Source organism: Streptococcus toyakuensis (assembly GCF_024346585.1).
Taxonomy (GTDB): Bacteria; Bacillota; Bacilli; order Lactobacillales; family Streptococcaceae; genus Streptococcus; species Streptococcus toyakuensis.
Map to the genome: position 1 here is coordinate 1,606,571 of NZ_AP024523.1, position 16,062 is coordinate 1,622,632.

The window sequence follows — 16,062 nt, forward strand, 5'->3', positions numbered from 1 at the left end:
CAAACCTCTTGTTTTTATTTTCTTTATTATAGCATATTTCGAAAGTCTAAATTTCTCTATTTTTTAGATTTTCCTCTGTAAATCTTACCATTCAAGCAAAAACGAACAAACATGTCATTTGTTCGTTTTCACATTAGAGAGGATTGATTAGATTTTCACTTCGATCACAGCATCCCCCTTCGCAACTGAACCTGTTGCGACTGGAGCTACTGAAGCGTAGTCAGCTGTATTTGTAACGATAACCATTGTTGTATCATCAAGACCAGCTGCAGCGATTTTGTTTGAATCAAATGTTCCAAGAACATCGCCAGCTTTCACCTTGTCACCTTGAGCAACTTTTGCTTCAAAACCTTCACCGTTCATTGTTACAGTGTCGATACCAACGTGGATCAAAACTTCAGCACCATCAGTTGTTTTCAAGCCAAAAGCGTGTCCTGTTGCAAAGGCAATTGAAACTTCAGCATCAGCTGGTGCATATACCACACCTTGACTTGGTTTCACAGCGATACCTTGTCCCATAGCTCCACTTGAGAAGACTGGGTCATTAACATCAGCAAGAGCGACAACATCACCGACGATAGGAGTTACAAGTGTTTCATTTTGAAGAGTTGCTGGAATGTTACCAGTTGTTTCTTCTTGGACCAAACGTTCTGTCTCTACTTCAGTAGCAACTTCTTTTTCATCCTCGTAACCAAACATGTAAGTGAGGGCAAAACCAAGAACGAATGATACAGCTACCATAAGAAGGTATTGTGCAAGTTGTCCGTTACCGATGTAAAGCATTGTACCAGGGATGATGGTGATACCATTACCAGTACCTGCAAGTCCAAGGATAGAAGCCAATCCACCACCGATTGCACCAGCAATCAATGAAAGGAAGAATGGTTTACGGAAGCGCAAGTTAACCCCGAAAATAGCAGGCTCTGTAATACCTAGGAAGGCAGAAAGAGCAGCTGGGAAAGCAAGTGTTTTTAGTTTTGGATTTTTAGTTTTAACACCAACCGCAACAGTCGCAGCACCTTGAGCTGTCATAGCAGCTGTGATGATCGCGTTGAATGGGTTAGCATGGTCAGCAGCAAGCAATTGAACTTCAAGCAAGTTGAAGATGTGGTGCACACCTGACACGACGATCAATTGGTGAACCCCACCAATCAAGAAACCACCAAGACCAAATGGCAAGCCAAGAATTGCTTTTGTACCAATAAGGATGTAGTTTTCAACAACGTGGAAAACTGGTCCGATAACAAAGAGTCCAAGGATAGACATGATCAAAAGTGTCACGAATGGCGTTACCAAAAGATCAATGACATCTGGAACAACCTTGCGGACAGCTTTTTCAAATTTAGCTCCGACAACCCCAATGATGAAGGCTGGAAGAACGGAACCTTGCAACCCAACAACTGGGATGAAACCAAAGAAGTTCATAGCTGTTACTTCACCACCTGAAGCAACTGCCCAAGCGTTTGGAAGTGAGCCAGAAACAAGCATCATACCAAGAACGATACCAACGGCAGGATTTCCACCAAATACACGGAAGGTTGACCACACAACCAAACCTGGCAAGATGATGAAGGCTGTATCTGTCAAGATTTGAGTGTAAGTTGTCACGTCAGCTGGAAGTGTCATTCCAAGAGCAGTTAAGAGACCACGCACACCCATGAAGAGACCTGTCGCTACGATAACTGGGATGATTGGAACGAAAACATCACCGAAAGTACGGATAGCACGTTGGAACCAGTTCCCTTGTTTAGCAGCTTCTGCTTTCATGTCATCTTTAGATGATGTTGGCAAGCCAAGTGCAACAACTTCATCGTACATTTTGTTTACTGTACCAGTACCAAAGATGATTTGGTATTGACCTGAGTTAAAGAAAGCACCTTGAACTTTTTCCAAGTTCTCAATCACTTCTTTATTGATTTTTCCTTCATCTTTGACCATTACACGAAGACGAGTCGCACAGTGAGCTACACTGTTGACATTTTCACGTCCGCCCAAGGCATCGATGACTTTTTTTGCAATTTCCTGATTGTTCATTTGCAAAAATCTCCTTATATAAAATTTTGTTCTTGTTTGAAAGCGATTTTATTCGCCCTACGATTTTTATTTTATCATGTTTCAAAAATATGTCAAGCGTTTTGCAGAAAAAATCTTTGTTTCTTAGAGCAAGGTCTTTTGTTTTGATAGATTGTGAGAGTTTTATGAAAGTATTCTTTAAAAAAATAGTTTAAAATCTGAGTTAAAAAGGATTTTGTTTCACTTTCTTTCAATTTTCTGTAGATAGATGATTGATTTCCTGCTTTTATTTTATGATAAACGTTTGACAGTTTTTTCTCTTTTTTAACATAAAAAGCTTGCATTTTTTACCGAAAACGGTTACTATTAAAAGTGATAAGATTTTCGGAGGAATAAATGAATGGAATGGACAACTGAGCGTCGTTACAGACTTTATCAAGATTGGACGCAAGAAGAAATTCAACATATAAAAGAAAATATGGCACAATCTCCATGGCATACTCATTACCATGTTGAGCCAAAAACAGGACTTCTCAACGACCCAAATGGCTTTTCTTATTTTGATGGCAAGTGGATTGTTTTTTATCAAAACTTCCCTTTTGGTGCAGCCCACGGCTTAAAATCTTGGGTGCAGCTTGAAAGTGATGATTTGGTTCACTTTAGAGAAACTGGAGTCAAAGTTTTGCCTGATACTCCATTAGATAGCCACGGTGCCTACTCTGGTTCTGCCATGCAGTTTGGCGATAACTTGTTCCTATTTTATACAGGAAATGTCCGTGATGAAAACTGGATTCGTCACCCTTACCAGATTGGAGCTTTAATGGATAAAGATGGCAAGATTAGCAAGATTGACAAGATCTTGATTGACCAGCCAGCAGACTCTACTGATCACTTCCGCGATCCGCAAATTTTTAATTTCAAAGGTCAATACTATGCTATCGTAGGTGGACAGGACTTGGAGAAAAAAGGCTTCGTCCGTCTTTATAAGGCTGTAGACAACGACTACACAAACTGGCAAGAGGTTGGCGACCTTGACTTTGCTAACGACCGCACTGCCTACATGATGGAATGCCCAAATCTGGTCTTTGTCGGGGAGCAACCTGTTCTTCTCTACTGCCCACAAGGATTGGATAAGGATGTTCTAGACTACGATAATATCTATCCAAATATGTATAAGATTGGGGCTTCCTTTGACCCTGAAAATGCCAAAATGGTAGATATATCTCAACTTCAAAATATGGATTATGGTTTCGAAGCATATGCAACTCAAGCCTTCAACGCTCCTGATGGGCGTGCTCTAGCAGTTAGCTGGCTTGGTTTACCAGATGTTTCTTACCCATCTGACCGTTTTGACCATCAAGGAACCTTCTCTTTGGTCAAAGAACTCACTATCAAAGACAGCAAACTCTACCAGTACCCAGTTGCAGCTATCAAGAACCTTCGTGCTTCTGAAGAGGCCTTCTCAAATCGTGCTCAAACCAAGAACACGTACGAACTCGAACTCAACTTGGAAGCTAATAGCCAGAGCGAGATTGTCTTACTTGCTGATAAAGAAGGCAAGGGACTTTCCATCAACTTTGACCTTGTAAATGGTCAAGTGACAGTGGATCGTAGCCAAGCTGGTGAACAGTACGCCCAAGAATTTGGGACAACTCGCTCTTGCCCTATCGACAATCAAGCTACTACTGCTACGATTTTCATCGATAACTCTGTCTTTGAAATTTTCATCAATAAAGGAGAAAAAGTATTTTCTGGTCGTGTTTTCCCACATGCGGACCAAAATGGTATCCTGATTAAATCTGGAAACCCAACTGGAACTTACTATGAATTAGATTATGGTCGCAAAACTAACTGATGTCGCCAAACTTGCAGGCGTCAGCCCTACTACCGTTTCTCGGGTTATCAACAAAAAAGGTTATCTCTCTGAAAAAACCATTCAAAAGGTTAATGAAGCCATGCGGGAATTGGGCTATAAGCCCAACAACCTAGCTCGTAGTCTGCAAGGAAAATCAGCTAAGTTAATCGGCTTGATTTTCCCAAATATTTCCAACGTTTTCTATGCAGAATTGATTGATAAGCTAGAACACCAACTCTTCAAAAATGGTTATAAGACCATCATCTGCAACAGTGAGCACGATTCTGAAAAGGAACGTGAATACATCGAAATGTTAGAAGCCAATCAGGTGGACGGCATCATTTCGGGTAGTCACAACTTGGGAATAGAAGACTACAATCGTGTGACAGCACCGATTATTTCCTTTGACCGAAACCTGTCTCCAGATATTCCCGTCGTCTCCTCTGACAACTATGCTGGCGGGGTCCTTGCTGCCCAGACCTTGCTTAAGACAGGCGCCCAGTCTATCATCATGATTACTGGGAATGACAATTCTAACTCACCAACCGGACTACGCCACGCTGGTTTTGCATCTGTACTCCCAAAAGCTCCTATTATCAATGTTTCCAGTGACTTTTCTCCTGTCAGAAAAGAAATGGAAATCAAGAATATCTTGACCCATCAAAAACCAGATGCCATCTTTGCTTCGGATGATTTGACCGCTATTCTAGTCATTAAAATTGCTCAGGAACTGGGAATTTCTGTACCAGAAGAGCTTAAAATCATCGGCTATGATGGGACCTACTTTATCGAGAATTACTACCCTCAACTGGCTACTATTAAGCAACCCTTGGAAGAGATTGCCTGCCTCACTGTTGACCTCCTCTTACAAAAGATTGAAGGCAAGGAAGTCGCAACAACTGGTTACTTTTTACCAGTTACACTATTACCAGGAAAAAGTATTTAAGCACAAGAAAACTCAAACCGATTCGTCTGAGTTTTTTTATGATCTTAAGTTTTCTAGATAACGCTGGGCAGTCTCTAAGTTAAAGGTTTTATCTGCGATGAGGCGCTCGACTAGGGGAGCTACCTCGGATTCACTAGCACCTGCGAAAAGTGCCAAGGATTTGGCCTGCAATTTCATGTGGCCTTGCTGAATCCCTGTACTCACCAAGGCTTTGAGGGCCGCAAAGTTTTGGGCAAGTCCGATAGACACGATAAGCTGGGCTAATTCTTTGGCAGAAGGATTTCCCAGCAGCTCATGACTGAGGGCTACACGAGGGTTAAGGCCGATAGAGCCACCCTTGGTCGCTACAGGCATGGGCAGGGTCATCTCACCGACCAATTCTTCTCTTTCAAGGTCCAGCGTCCATTGACTAAGACCTTGGTAATGTCCATCTCGACTGGCAAAGGCATGGGCCCCGGCTTCGATGGCACGCCAGTCATTACCAGTGGCAATCAAAATTGCATCAATTCCATTAAAAATCCCTTTATTGTGGGTAGTGGCTCGATAAGGATCAGCTTGCGCAAATTGGCTAGCCAACGCAATTTTCTCCGCAATGTCTCGTCCTTGATCCTTTTGGCGGCTCAAGTAGCGAAAAGCGATGCGACAACTTGCCGTCACCAGAGAATCAGTTGCGTAGTTGGACAGAATACCCATGAGACTCTGTCCCTGACTGAGTTCTTCTAAGACTGGTTTCAAGGCTTCCAGCATGGTGTTGAGCATATTGGCTCCCATGGCTTCCTGGGTATCGACATGGAGATAAACAACGAGAAAGTCTGTTTCACCTTTGATCTGCTCTACATGCAAATCACGCGCCCCACCTCCACGTTTAACGATAGAAGGATAGGCTTGATTAGCAAGCTCCAAGAGTTCAGCCTTCTTGCTGGCAATCTTAGCTTGCGCTTGTTCAGGATCATCAACTTGATAAAGGGCTACCTGACCAATCATCCGGCGCTCATGAACCTGAGCAGCAAAGCCACCTGCACGCTTGATGATTTTACTGGCATAGCTGGCCGCAGCAACCACGGACGGTTCTTCTGTCACATAGGGAACTGTGTATTCCTGACCGTTAACGAGAACCTCTGGGACCAGCGAATAAGGCAGAGAAAAAGTTCCCACTACATTCTCACTCAGCTGGTCTGCCACAGTCACACTCATCTGTTCATCCTGCTCCAGACTCGCTTGTCTCTCAGGACTAAGGAGCGCCTGAGCTTTTAACAGCTCGAGGCGCTCTTGGTATGATTTTTTAGAAAATCCATTCCAACTTATCTTCATTATTTTTCAACCTTGCTATAACTGCGTTGGTGGTCAACAATTTCAACCAAGGCAAAATCTTGATTTTCATAGCCAGCAAACTGGGCAGAATTTGTTTCATCTAAGTCTACTTCCTCAAAGAAGACTTTTTCATAGTCTGCAACAGACAGGGCAGTTCGTTGGTTGAGCTTGTTCAAACGGTCTTTATCCAGATAAGCTTCATATCCTTCAACCAATTCACCACTGAAGAACTCAGCCACAGCACCACTTCCGTAACTATAAAGGGCAATTTTATCTCCAGCCTTCAGGCTATCTGTATTTTCTAAGAGAGACAAAAGTCCAAGGAAAAGTGAACCTGTATAGATATTCCCCACCTTTTGACTGTAGAGAATAGACTGGTCAAAATGCTTTTGCAAGAGGTCTTTTTTCTCTTGAGACAGGCTCTTATCCATGATTTTTTTCAAGCCTTTTAAGGCTAATTTAGGGTAAGGCAAATGGAAACAAACAGCTGCAAAATCATCCAAAGTAAGCTGGTAGCGTTTTTGATATTCGAGCCAAGTCGTTTTCAAACTATCTAGATATTGTTGGGTAGAATAAACACCATTTACATAAGGAGTTGTCGAGTAATTTGGACGCCAGAAATCCATGATGTCACGGGTCTGAGCTACATTGTCATTATTAAAGGCCATAATGCGTGGATTTTGTGTAATCAACATAGCTACACTTCCAGCACCCTGAGTTGGTTCTCCTGGAGTTTCAATACCATATTTGGCAATATCGCTTGCGATGACCAAGACCTTGGACTCTGGAGAATTTTCCACATGCAATTTGGCATAATGAAGGGCCGCTGTCGCTCCATAGCAGGCTTCTTTAATCTCGAAACTACGAGCAAAAGGCTGGATGCCCAGCAAACCATGCACAAAGACGGCCGCAGCTTTACTCTGGTCAATTCCTGACTCGGTAGCAACAATGACCATGTCAATTTCTTCTCTTTCTTGCTCAGTTAAAATAGAATCACTTGCACTGGCCGCCAAGGTCACGATATCCTCAGTTAGGGGCGCAATACTCAATTCCTTGAGTAAGAGTCCTTTGCTTAATTTTTCAGGGTCAATTCCCCTCGCTTCTGCTAAGTCTTGTAATTTCAAGACATATTGACTGGTCGCAAAACCAATCTTATCAATACCGATTGTCATATTTACCTCTGTTTTATCATTCATTGTAAAAAATCGTTCTATACTATTTTATCACAAATAGCAGTAAAAGAGAGAAAAAAGACTTGATTCACCAAATCAAGTCCCTTATTATTCTAACCATTATGCTGTTTTCTTAAGTAAGAATAAAGTCTAAGAATCACGGTTCCACTAGCCATTCCAATGGAAATCACCAAAGCCAGCATAACAACCAAGGTTGCACTAGCAATGGCATGACTGTAATCTCCCGTCACAAAAAAGGCAGTTGTCCGATAAGAAAGGTATCCCGGAACCAGTGGTGCCAAGATGGCCAAGATAAAGACCACAGCAGGAGTCTTATAAAGAATACTTAAAATCTGGCTGACACAAGAACCAATAATAGCCGCAATAAAGGTAGCCACAATAACATTGGTCGGTTCCTTGAGCAAGAGATAGATTAGCCAGACAGCCATGCCCAAAATCCCTCCTGGTAAGAGCATAGAACGTTGAACATTGAGTACGATTAAAAAAGTGATAATGGCAAGAAGACTTGCTACTGCTTGTAATAAAAAGGTTGTTAGTGTCATATTAATTCATCAATACCAAGGCGACAGAAGTTCCCGCCCCTAAAGCAAGGGTAATGAGCAGGGATTCAAACATCTTACTCATACCAGAGTTTATGTGGTTGGTCATAATATCACGAACCGCATTGGTCAAGGCAATCCCTGGTACAAACGGCATGACCGCACCAGCTATAATCAAATCTGCCGTTGAAGGAAAGCCTGTGTAGCGAGCCCAAAACTGGGCTATCATCCCAAAAACAAAGGCTCCAGCAAAGGATGTCACAAAGGGAATTCGGATAAACTTCTCTACATAGAGGGAAAAGGCAAAACCAAATAAGGTAGCCACTCCTGCCCCAAGTGCGTCGTAGATATTTCCACTAAACATAATCGAAAAGAAAGGAGCACTAAAGGTTGCAGCCAAAGTTACCTGCAACTTAGTATAAGGAAGGGGTTGGGCTTGCAAGGCCTTCAATTGCTTGAAGGCTGTCTTTAAATCAAGATTTCCTCCTACCAACTGACGAGAAATTTGGTTCACATCACAGACTTTTTCGATGTTATAAGAAGATGAGGTCACGCGTTTCATTCGCGAAATATTGGTATTTTCAATGGAGAAAAAGATGGCAGCAGGCATGGCAAGAACATTGCAATCCACAATCCCCTGCGAATGCGCAATCCGAATCATGGTATCTTCTACACGATGAATCTCTGAGCCACTTTTGAGAAGAATGGTTCCAGCTAACATAATCAGATCGATGACGGCATTTAATTCTCTTGATTCTTCCATACTTTCCTCCTTTTATCAACTTCCTCTATTCTATCACAAATCTGGAGTCAAAAAAAATCTTTGCCATGAAATCATGACAAAGATTCATTTAATTACGTGAATTTTCGTGGCTTCCCTCACTACTTGATTGATTAGTAGAATGAGTATCTCCTCGTTGATTTCCTTGCTGGTTCCCCTGACTTGGTGTTGTAGTAGAACCTTGGTTTCCACGTTGGGCTGGTGCTGATGATGATGTTGACGGCGGTGTTTTCGGTTTGTAAATTGAAATCTTGATGCGTGTCTTATTCAAATCTACCTTTTCACCCGCTCTTGGACTCTGTTCAACAACGGTACCTTCAGCAGTTCCGGAAGGAGCTGTGGTAACTTCTACAACTTCAATGTTGGCTTCTTTAATACCGACAATTTGAACGAGATTATTTTTAGTAAATTCAAGACTAGATCCTATATAACTTGGCATAGCAACGCTGGTTACTTTCTTAGCAATAGTTAAAGTGATTGTTGAGGCCTTACTCAAATCATAAGTTGTTCCAGCTGACGGGCTCTGTCTAAGAACTGTTCCTTCTTCACTCTCGCTTGATTCTTCTTCCTCTATCTTGATGAGATTTTCAGGTACCTTCTTCTGCTTGAGTTCTGCGATAACATCGGTCGATTTACGGCCGATATAATTGCTCAATTGGAAAGATTGCTTACCTGATGAGACAACCAAATTGATTTTCGTTCCTTCTTTTCGACCAGTTCCAGCGTCAGGATCTGTACGGATAATCCGCCCTTCTTCCACCTTTTCACTAGCCTCTGATTTCTCATCGCCAATCTCAAAATTGGCTTTCTTGAGGGTTTCCTTGGCTTCCGCCACTGTCTGACCTGCCACATTTGGAATGGCAATGGTTGCAGGAGTTCTGGATAGTATCCAAATAAGAGAAGCTGCCACCAATACAATGCTGGCCAACAAAATCATATAGCGAACTCTAAATTTCCGTTTCTTAACAGGCTTGGTTGCGTAATTGTCCTCTGAAGCCTGTTGACTCGGCTTCGCAGTCTGTGGCTTTGGACTTTGTGTTTGCACCTTAGGAATCGAAGTCAAGGTACTTTGTGGAACTTTAGGAAGAGTCTTGGTGTCAGCCTTAGTGGTATCATTAAACACCAATTTAGGCTCATTGCGACGATTATAAGACAAACTACTAGACAAGTCCACATACATCTCTGCAACTGACTGATAACGATCTGTCAATTTCTTGGCAGTTGCCTTGATGACAACATTCTCTAAAGCCTGAGGCACAGATGGATTCTCAGCTATAACCGATGGCAATGGTTTTTGGAAATGCTGGAGGGCGATGGTCACTGCACTATCCCCATCGTAAGGGATATGTCCTGTCAACATCTCATAAAAGATGATCCCCATGGCATAGATATCACTCTGTACAGTCGCTTTAGAACCACGCGCCTGCTCTGGTGACAAGTAATGAACCGAGCCCAGCATAGAGTTGGTCTGAGTCAGACTCGTCTCAGCAAAGGCTACCGCAATCCCAAAATCTGTGACTTTGGCAGTCCCATCTGGTGTCAAGAGGATATTTTGAGGTTTCAAATCGCGGTGAACAATGCCTCTAGTATGGGCTAAGCGCATAGCCAAGAGGATTTGTCCCATGATTCGGACCGCTTCTTCATTTGAAAGAGGATGGTGTTCCTTGATATAGCGTTTGAGGTCAAGTCCTGCTACGTACTCCATAGCTAAGTACTGTTGACCGTCTTCCTCACCAATATCTGTAATCCGAACGATATGAGGATGGTCCAGATCTGCCATGGCTCTCGCTTCACGCTGAAAACGAGCCACTGCAATGGGATCTGTTTGGTAGTTGGTCCTCAGGACCTTTACTGCCACTTCTTCCCCGTCTAGAATCAAATCCTTGGCCAAGTATACATCTGCCATGCCTCCTCGACCAATTTGTTTGATAATCCGATACCGCCCGGCAAAAATCTTGCCGATTTGGATCATTCTTCATCCTCCTCGTTCATAGAAACAAGGGCAACCGTAATATTGTCTAAACCTCCTGCATTGTTAGCAAAACGCACGAGCGTCGCTGTTTTATCTGCCAAAGGAATATCACTGGTTACAATATCACAAATCTCACTGCCTGAAATCATGTTGGTCAAACCATCACTATTGAGCAAGAGATAGTCACCTAGCTCAAGGGTAATCATTCCGAAATCAGGCTGAACTTCATCTTTTTGACCAATTGACTGGGTAATAATATTTTTCTGTGGGTGGCTAGCTGCTTCTTCAGGTGTCAATTGACCAGCCTTGAGCAATTCATTGACCAAAGAATGGTCGCTTGTTAACTGGTGGTATTCTTCTCCACGAATCAAACCGATACGAGAATCCCCAATGTGGGCATAGATAGCCTGATTGCCAATAATAGCAACAGCCTCGAGAGTTGTTCCCATTCCTTTATAGGCTTCATCTTGTCCCAATTGGTTAATCTTTTGATTTTCAATCTCAAGGTTGTTAGCAAACCATTCACGCACTTCATTAACCGTATCGATTTGAGTATCTACCCAAGCTACACCTAGGTCTGTTACCGCCATTTCACTAGCGATATTCCCCGCGCGATGACCTCCCATCCCATCAGCTAGGATAATCATTGGACGTCCTGCACGATTAATAAAATGGTTGACATAGTCTTGGTTATTTGTTCGTTTCTGACCAACATCTGTTAATAATGAAATTTCCATGTGTTAGTTCCTTCCTAATCCGATATCTTGCGAAATTGACTGATGAAGAATCCATCACTTCCATACAATTCAGGTGTAATGAGGATACAGCCATCTTTCATGATATCCTTACATTCATGTTCTAGTGTTACCTGCTCAAATTCAGGATGACTTTCTAAAAATGCCTGTACGACTTGAAAGTTCTCCTCTGAGACAATAGTACAGGTACTATAAGTTATTATACCACCTTTGCGTAGTGTTTGACAAACACTACCTAATATTTCTAGCTGAATTTCCTGCAAGGACGCGAAATCTGCCGTTTCTTTATTGTATTTGATGTCTGGTTTTCGGCGCAGAAGACCGATTCCTGAACAGGGAGCATCCACCAAAATCTTATCAAAAGAATCCTGACCAAAAAACTCATGTACCTTTCTGGCATCCAATTTTTGCCTTTGAATCCGATCTGCAACCCCTAGACGTTGGGCGTTTTCTTGAATTAAGTCCAACTTATGGTCGTACAAGTCCAGAGCAGTAACCTGACCTGTCGTGAGATAAGAGGCTATATGGGCTGTTTTCCCACCCGGAGCCGCACAGGCATCTAGAACCTGCTCATGCCCTTTTAAATCAAGCGTCGGAGCAACCAGCTGACTAGACTCGTCTTGGATAGTAATAGCCCCCTCTGAAAATAGGTCATGTCCCGCAAAGTGGCCTTGCTCCTTAACCAGACCAGAAACAGACAAAGGTGAAGCACTGGCCTCCAACAAGGCTTGGATTTCCTCTTTTCGTCCTAAGTCTGTTACACGAATGCTGGCTTTGTTACGCACCAAAAGACTTTCAAAAATAGCTTGCGCTCGCTCCTCTCCGTATTCTTCCTTGAGCTTGGCAACTAGCCAAACTGGGAGAGAATAGGCAATGGAATCACGCTTGTTTTTTCGTTTGATGCTAGCAATATCTGGCCAGCCTTCACGCAAGATACGGCGAAGGACGGCGTTGACTAATTTTTCACTGCCCTTTTTACGGACTTTGGCCAGTTCCACTGCTTCATTAACCACAGCATGGTCTGGAATCTTGTTCAAATAGCGGAGCTGGTAGGCACTCATGAGAAGAAGGACATAAAGCCAACTATCTAACTGGTCTCTGTCTTCGATAAAGTGGGATAGGTACCATTCCAGAGTCAGTTTACGGGCTACCGTTCCATAGACCAGCTCTGTCACCAAGCCCTTGTCTGCTGCCGAAAGTTGACTCCCTTTGAGATGCTTATTTAAGGCGATATTTGAGTATGCTTGATTGATAAAAACATCCACTAATACCGCTAGAGCTAAACTTCTAGCCGTTTCTACTTTAGTCACCAAATCGTTCTCCTACAGTCAATGTACGTCCAACTCCGTTGAGGAAGGAAGCGATGTCCATCTTAGGTTTACCAGCTGGCTGCACTTGTTGGAGGGATAGAGCCCCTTCTGCCGTTGCGACAATCAATTCTTTCTTACCGATAGAGAGAATCTCACCTGGATTTCCCTGACCTTCTACAGCTAGAGCTTTATAAATCTTAAAGCGGTCGCCCTTAAGGAAAGTATGGGCAACAGGCCAGGGGTTCATCCCACGGATCTGGTTAAAGAGTTGACGATTGCTTTTAGTCCAATCTAGTTTTTCTTCTTCTGGCTTGATATTTGGCGAGAAAGTAACCTGACTTGGATCCTGTGGCTCAGGTTTGATGTCACCAGCAATGTAGGCAGGCAAAGTATCCAAAAGCAAATCACGACCAACTAGCGCCAATTTCTCAAACAAGGTGCCGACATTGTCCTCATCTGTGATCGGAATACTGCGACGAGAAATCATATCTCCTGCATCCATTTCCTTCACCATTTCCATGATGGTCACACCAGCTTCCTCATCCCCTTGAATCAAGGCATAATGGATAGGCGCACCACCACGGTGTTTGGGAAGAAGGGAAGCGTGAACATTGACCGCAAAGTCCATGCTATCAAGGAGTTTACTTGGCAGAAACTGCCCAAAAGCAGCAGTCACAATTCCATCTGCTCCTAGCTTCATAATAGCTTCCATCTCAGGACTTCCAGATAATTTTTCAGGTTGATAAATAGGAAGCCCTGCTTCCTTGGCAGCCTGCTTGACTGGGGTTTCTTGAATCACTTTTTTTCGCCCAACAGCACGGTCCGGCTGGGTCACAACGGCTAGAATCTCATAGCGGTCATCTGTCAAAAGCCCTTTTAAGACTGTTGCTGAAAAGTCGGGTGTTCCCATAAAGATTAATTTTGTCATATCTTCTCCTTCTTATAAAAATTGCTGTGGCTCATGGTCAATGCTGAGACGGAGCTCACTATTTTCCCGTTCTTGTGTCAAGGCCAAGACCTGGTTAAGGGTTGGACCCAACTCATCTTCTAAACGGTATTTAATTAAAATCTGATAATGATAGAGGTTATGAGTCCGAGCGATAGGTTTTGGAGTCGGCCCAAGGATGTTACTGGTTTCAGACAAACCTGATCGCAAAATATTCATAACTTCATAGGCACGTTTGACCACCTCTTCTTCCTTCTTGTGAGAAAGGGTAATGCCAATAGTGAAATAGTAAGGTGGATAACCAAGTTGTCGTCTGATTCCCATTTCATAGGCATAAAAACCTTCGTAGTCCTGATCCTTGGCAAATCGAATAGCATAATGCTGCGGATTGTAGGACTGTATCAAGACCTGACCTGCTTTTTCAGCACGTCCTGCCCGACCTGCCACCTGAGTCAAAAGTTGGAAGGTTCTCTCAGAAGAACGGAAATCTGGTAGATTCAAGGCCGTATCCGCATTGAGAACTCCGACCAAAGTCACATTGGGAAAATCCAAACCCTTAGCAATCATCTGAGTACCCAGTAAAATATCTGCTTTTCCTCTTCCAAACTGGTCAAGTAAAGCTTGGTGACTGCCTTTCTTGCGGGTCGTATCCACATCCATCCGCAGAATACGTGCCTGAGGAAAGAGTTCTGCCAGCTCGTCATAAGCCTTCTGTGTCCCCGTCCCGTAGTAACGAATACTGCGACTCTTACAGTTGGGGCAAACATGAGGAATGTCCTTTGAAAAACCACAATAATGGCAATTCATGGTCTTGGTATCCATGTGCAGGGTCAAAGAAATATCACAGTTGGGACACGTATCCACCGTCCCACACTCCCGACACATGACAAAGCTAGAATAGCCACGGCGATTGAGCATGAGAACTACCTGCTCTTTTTTAGCAAGACGATCTTGGATAGCATCTAGCAAAGGAGGCGTAAAGTTTGACGTCTCATTTTGTCCGATATAGTCTCGAAAGTCTATCAATTGAACCTCGGGAATCGTAGCTAAAGGATTGGCACGTTGGGTCAGACGTAAGTGTTGATAGACGCCTTTTCCAGCTCGCGCACGGCTCTCTAAGCTCGGCGTTGCAGACCCAAGCACCAGAGCCGCTTGATTATACTGGGCCCGTAAAATGGCCACCTCTCTGGCATGGTAACGGGGATTGCTGTCCTGCTTATAAGTCGCTTCATGCTCTTCATCGATAATCATGACACCCAGATTTTTTAGCGGAGCAAAGATGGCCGATCTGGCGCCAACCACAACTTGGGCATCTCCACGCTCAACCTTGCGCCATTCATCATACTTTTCACCATTGGACAGGCCTGAGTGAAGAATGGCCACTTTCTCACCAAAACGAGCGATAAAACGCTCCGTCATCTGAGGAGTCAAGGAAATTTCAGGCACTAGCAAAATAGCTGTCTTGCCCTTGTCCAAAGCACCTTGTATAATCTGCAAGTAAACCTCGGTCTTCCCACTTCCTGTAATCCCTTGAAGGAGGAAGGGAGCCTGATGACTGCCAATCGCACTCACAACCGCATCACGCGCCTGTCTTTGCTCTGGATTCAATTCCAAAGGCTGACTTGCTTCAATCCCTTCAAAATAAGCAGCCGAGCGTTGCACTTCCTTTTGGACTATGGAAACAGCACCTTGTTCCACAAAGAAGTTGACTTGCTCCCGCGAATAGAACTCTAGCAAACTAGCCAAGGAAGCACTCTCAGGATGAGAAAGCAAATAGTCTCTCAGTTCTAACTTTTTCTTGGCGCGTGTAGAAATCTCTACATTTTCTAATTGAGCAAGGTCTACCTCATACCAAGACTGGGTCTTGACCTTCTTTTGATCGACTGCCTGATACTCCAGACCAAGCAGGCCTTTTCTAGTCAAACGCATCATTTCAGCTTGCTTAGCAAGGTCTAGAGAAGAAAAGGCAAGCGAATCCTCTGAACCAAACAAGCGCTCTCGATCTTCCTGACTCAGACCTGCCAGAGGATAGAGAATCTTGTCATAGCTGGAGTTCAGAAATCCTGGTAGCATAGCCTTGAGGATGGAAATTTTGTAGGAGAAGACGGACTTGCGTAACTCCTCAGCAAGCCAGAGTTGTTCTTGCGTAAGAACAGGAGAAAAATCCAACACCTCGACAATATCTTTTAAATCTTGCTCTATCTCTTCTTCAGCTGATTGAGAATCTAAATCAAGAACAATCCCTTGAATCAGACGATTACCCTTACCAAAGGGCACATGTACCCGCATTCCAACTTCCAACATTCCCTCAAATTCCTCAGGAATTCTGTAACTATAGGGCTGGTCCGTCTGCATCAAGGGCACATCTACGATAATCTTAGCTAGGGTCATCTTCTCACCTCCTCCTTGTCAGTACATTCTTTCAAATAGAAAAAATAAGA

At 43.4% G+C, this 16,062-nt stretch carries 12 protein-coding genes; 2 read left to right on the forward strand and 10 right to left on the reverse strand.

Going from position 1 to position 16,062, the window contains the following annotated elements:
• Window positions 1-147: 147 nt before the first annotated feature.
• A complete protein-coding gene (locus STYK_RS08140; RefSeq protein WP_261804857.1) occupies window positions 148-2,034 on the reverse strand; it encodes a sucrose-specific PTS transporter subunit IIBC in 1,887 nt (628 codons plus the stop codon).
• A gap of 379 nt (window positions 2,035-2,413) precedes the next feature.
• Here STYK_RS08140 and STYK_RS08145 point away from each other — a divergent pair, with 379 nt between their 5' ends.
• Both STYK_RS08145 and STYK_RS08150 read left to right on the forward strand, forming a co-directional pair.
• Window positions 2,414-3,868 carry a glycoside hydrolase family 32 protein gene (locus STYK_RS08145; protein ID WP_261804858.1) on the forward strand — a complete coding sequence of 485 codons (1,455 nt, stop codon included), beginning with the start codon at window positions 2,414-2,416 and terminating at the stop codon, window positions 3,866-3,868.
• On the forward strand, window positions 3,849-4,814 hold the full coding sequence (locus STYK_RS08150; protein ID WP_261804859.1) for a LacI family DNA-binding transcriptional regulator: 966 nt from the start codon (window positions 3,849-3,851) through the stop codon (window positions 4,812-4,814). Before STYK_RS08145 ends, STYK_RS08150 begins: the two co-directional genes overlap by 20 nt.
• A 36-nt stretch (window positions 4,815-4,850) precedes the next feature.
• Here STYK_RS08150 and STYK_RS08155 read toward each other — a convergent pair whose 3' ends face one another.
• The 9 genes from STYK_RS08155 to STYK_RS08195 form a co-directional block, all read right to left on the reverse strand.
• A complete protein-coding gene (locus STYK_RS08155) occupies window positions 4,851-6,125 on the reverse strand; it encodes a hydroxymethylglutaryl-CoA reductase, degradative (protein WP_261804860.1) in 1,275 nt (424 codons plus the stop codon).
• Window positions 6,125-7,297 (reverse strand): hydroxymethylglutaryl-CoA synthase, encoded by a 1,173-nt coding sequence (locus tag STYK_RS08160; protein ID WP_045612596.1) that lies wholly within the window; start codon window positions 7,295-7,297, stop codon window positions 6,125-6,127. Before STYK_RS08160 ends, STYK_RS08155 begins: the two co-directional genes overlap by 1 nt.
• A 113-nt stretch (window positions 7,298-7,410) precedes the next feature.
• Window positions 7,411-7,860, reverse strand: a complete 450-nt coding sequence (locus STYK_RS08165; RefSeq protein ID WP_033686494.1) for a threonine/serine exporter family protein — start codon at window positions 7,858-7,860, stop codon at window positions 7,411-7,413.
• Window position 7,861: 1 nt separating this feature from the next.
• Window positions 7,862-8,620 (reverse strand): threonine/serine exporter family protein, encoded by a 759-nt coding sequence (locus STYK_RS08170; protein ID WP_045612174.1) that lies wholly within the window; start codon window positions 8,618-8,620, stop codon window positions 7,862-7,864.
• Window positions 8,621-8,708: 88 nt separating this feature from the next.
• Window positions 8,709-10,610, reverse strand: a complete 1,902-nt coding sequence (pknB, locus tag STYK_RS08175; RefSeq protein ID WP_261804861.1) for a Stk1 family PASTA domain-containing Ser/Thr kinase — start codon at window positions 10,608-10,610, stop codon at window positions 8,709-8,711.
• Complete coding sequence (locus tag STYK_RS08180; RefSeq protein ID WP_261804862.1) at window positions 10,607-11,347, reverse strand: Stp1/IreP family PP2C-type Ser/Thr phosphatase; 741 nt, start codon at window positions 11,345-11,347, stop codon at window positions 10,607-10,609. The genes pknB and STYK_RS08180 overlap by 4 nt, the downstream gene beginning before the upstream one ends.
• Before the next feature lie 14 nt (window positions 11,348-11,361).
• Window positions 11,362-12,675: a 16S rRNA (cytosine(967)-C(5))-methyltransferase RsmB gene (gene rsmB / locus STYK_RS08185; RefSeq protein ID WP_261804863.1), complete on the reverse strand. Its 1,314-nt coding sequence runs from the start codon at window positions 12,673-12,675 to the stop codon at window positions 11,362-11,364.
• Complete coding sequence (fmt, locus tag STYK_RS08190) at window positions 12,668-13,603, reverse strand: methionyl-tRNA formyltransferase (protein WP_261804864.1); 936 nt, start codon at window positions 13,601-13,603, stop codon at window positions 12,668-12,670. Before fmt ends, rsmB begins: the two co-directional genes overlap by 8 nt.
• Before the next feature lie 12 nt (window positions 13,604-13,615).
• On the reverse strand, window positions 13,616-16,012 hold the full coding sequence (locus STYK_RS08195; RefSeq protein WP_261804865.1) for a primosomal protein N': 2,397 nt from the start codon (window positions 16,010-16,012) through the stop codon (window positions 13,616-13,618).
• Window positions 16,013-16,062: the final 50 nt, after the last annotated feature.

What these genes read in the sequence shown, in the direction of transcription:
- STYK_RS08160 (WP_045612596.1), bottom strand. Translation starts at nt 7,297, where the DNA reads ATGACAATCGGTATTGATAAGATTGGTTTTGCGACCAGTCAATATGTC.
- STYK_RS08150 (WP_261804859.1), top strand. Translation starts at nt 3,849, where the DNA reads ATGGTCGCAAAACTAACTGATGTCGCCAAACTTGCAGGCGTCAGCCCT.
- STYK_RS08145 (WP_261804858.1), top strand. Translation starts at nt 2,414, where the DNA reads ATGGAATGGACAACTGAGCGTCGTTACAGACTTTATCAAGATTGGACG.
- STYK_RS08180 (WP_261804862.1), bottom strand. Translation starts at nt 11,347, where the DNA reads ATGGAAATTTCATTATTAACAGATGTTGGTCAGAAACGAACAAATAAC.
- pknB (WP_261804861.1), bottom strand. Translation starts at nt 10,610, where the DNA reads ATGATCCAAATCGGCAAGATTTTTGCCGGGCGGTATCGGATTATCAAA.
- fmt (WP_261804864.1), bottom strand. Translation starts at nt 13,603, where the DNA reads ATGACAAAATTAATCTTTATGGGAACACCCGACTTTTCAGCAACAGTC.
- STYK_RS08165 (WP_033686494.1), bottom strand. Translation starts at nt 7,860, where the DNA reads ATGACACTAACAACCTTTTTATTACAAGCAGTAGCAAGTCTTCTTGCC.
- STYK_RS08155 (WP_261804860.1), bottom strand. Translation starts at nt 6,125, where the DNA reads ATGAAGATAAGTTGGAATGGATTTTCTAAAAAATCATACCAAGAGCGC.
- STYK_RS08170 (WP_045612174.1), bottom strand. Translation starts at nt 8,620, where the DNA reads ATGGAAGAATCAAGAGAATTAAATGCCGTCATCGATCTGATTATGTTA.
- STYK_RS08140 (WP_261804857.1), bottom strand. Translation starts at nt 2,034, where the DNA reads ATGAACAATCAGGAAATTGCAAAAAAAGTCATCGATGCCTTGGGCGGA.
- STYK_RS08195 (WP_261804865.1), bottom strand. Translation starts at nt 16,012, where the DNA reads ATGACCCTAGCTAAGATTATCGTAGATGTGCCCTTGATGCAGACGGAC.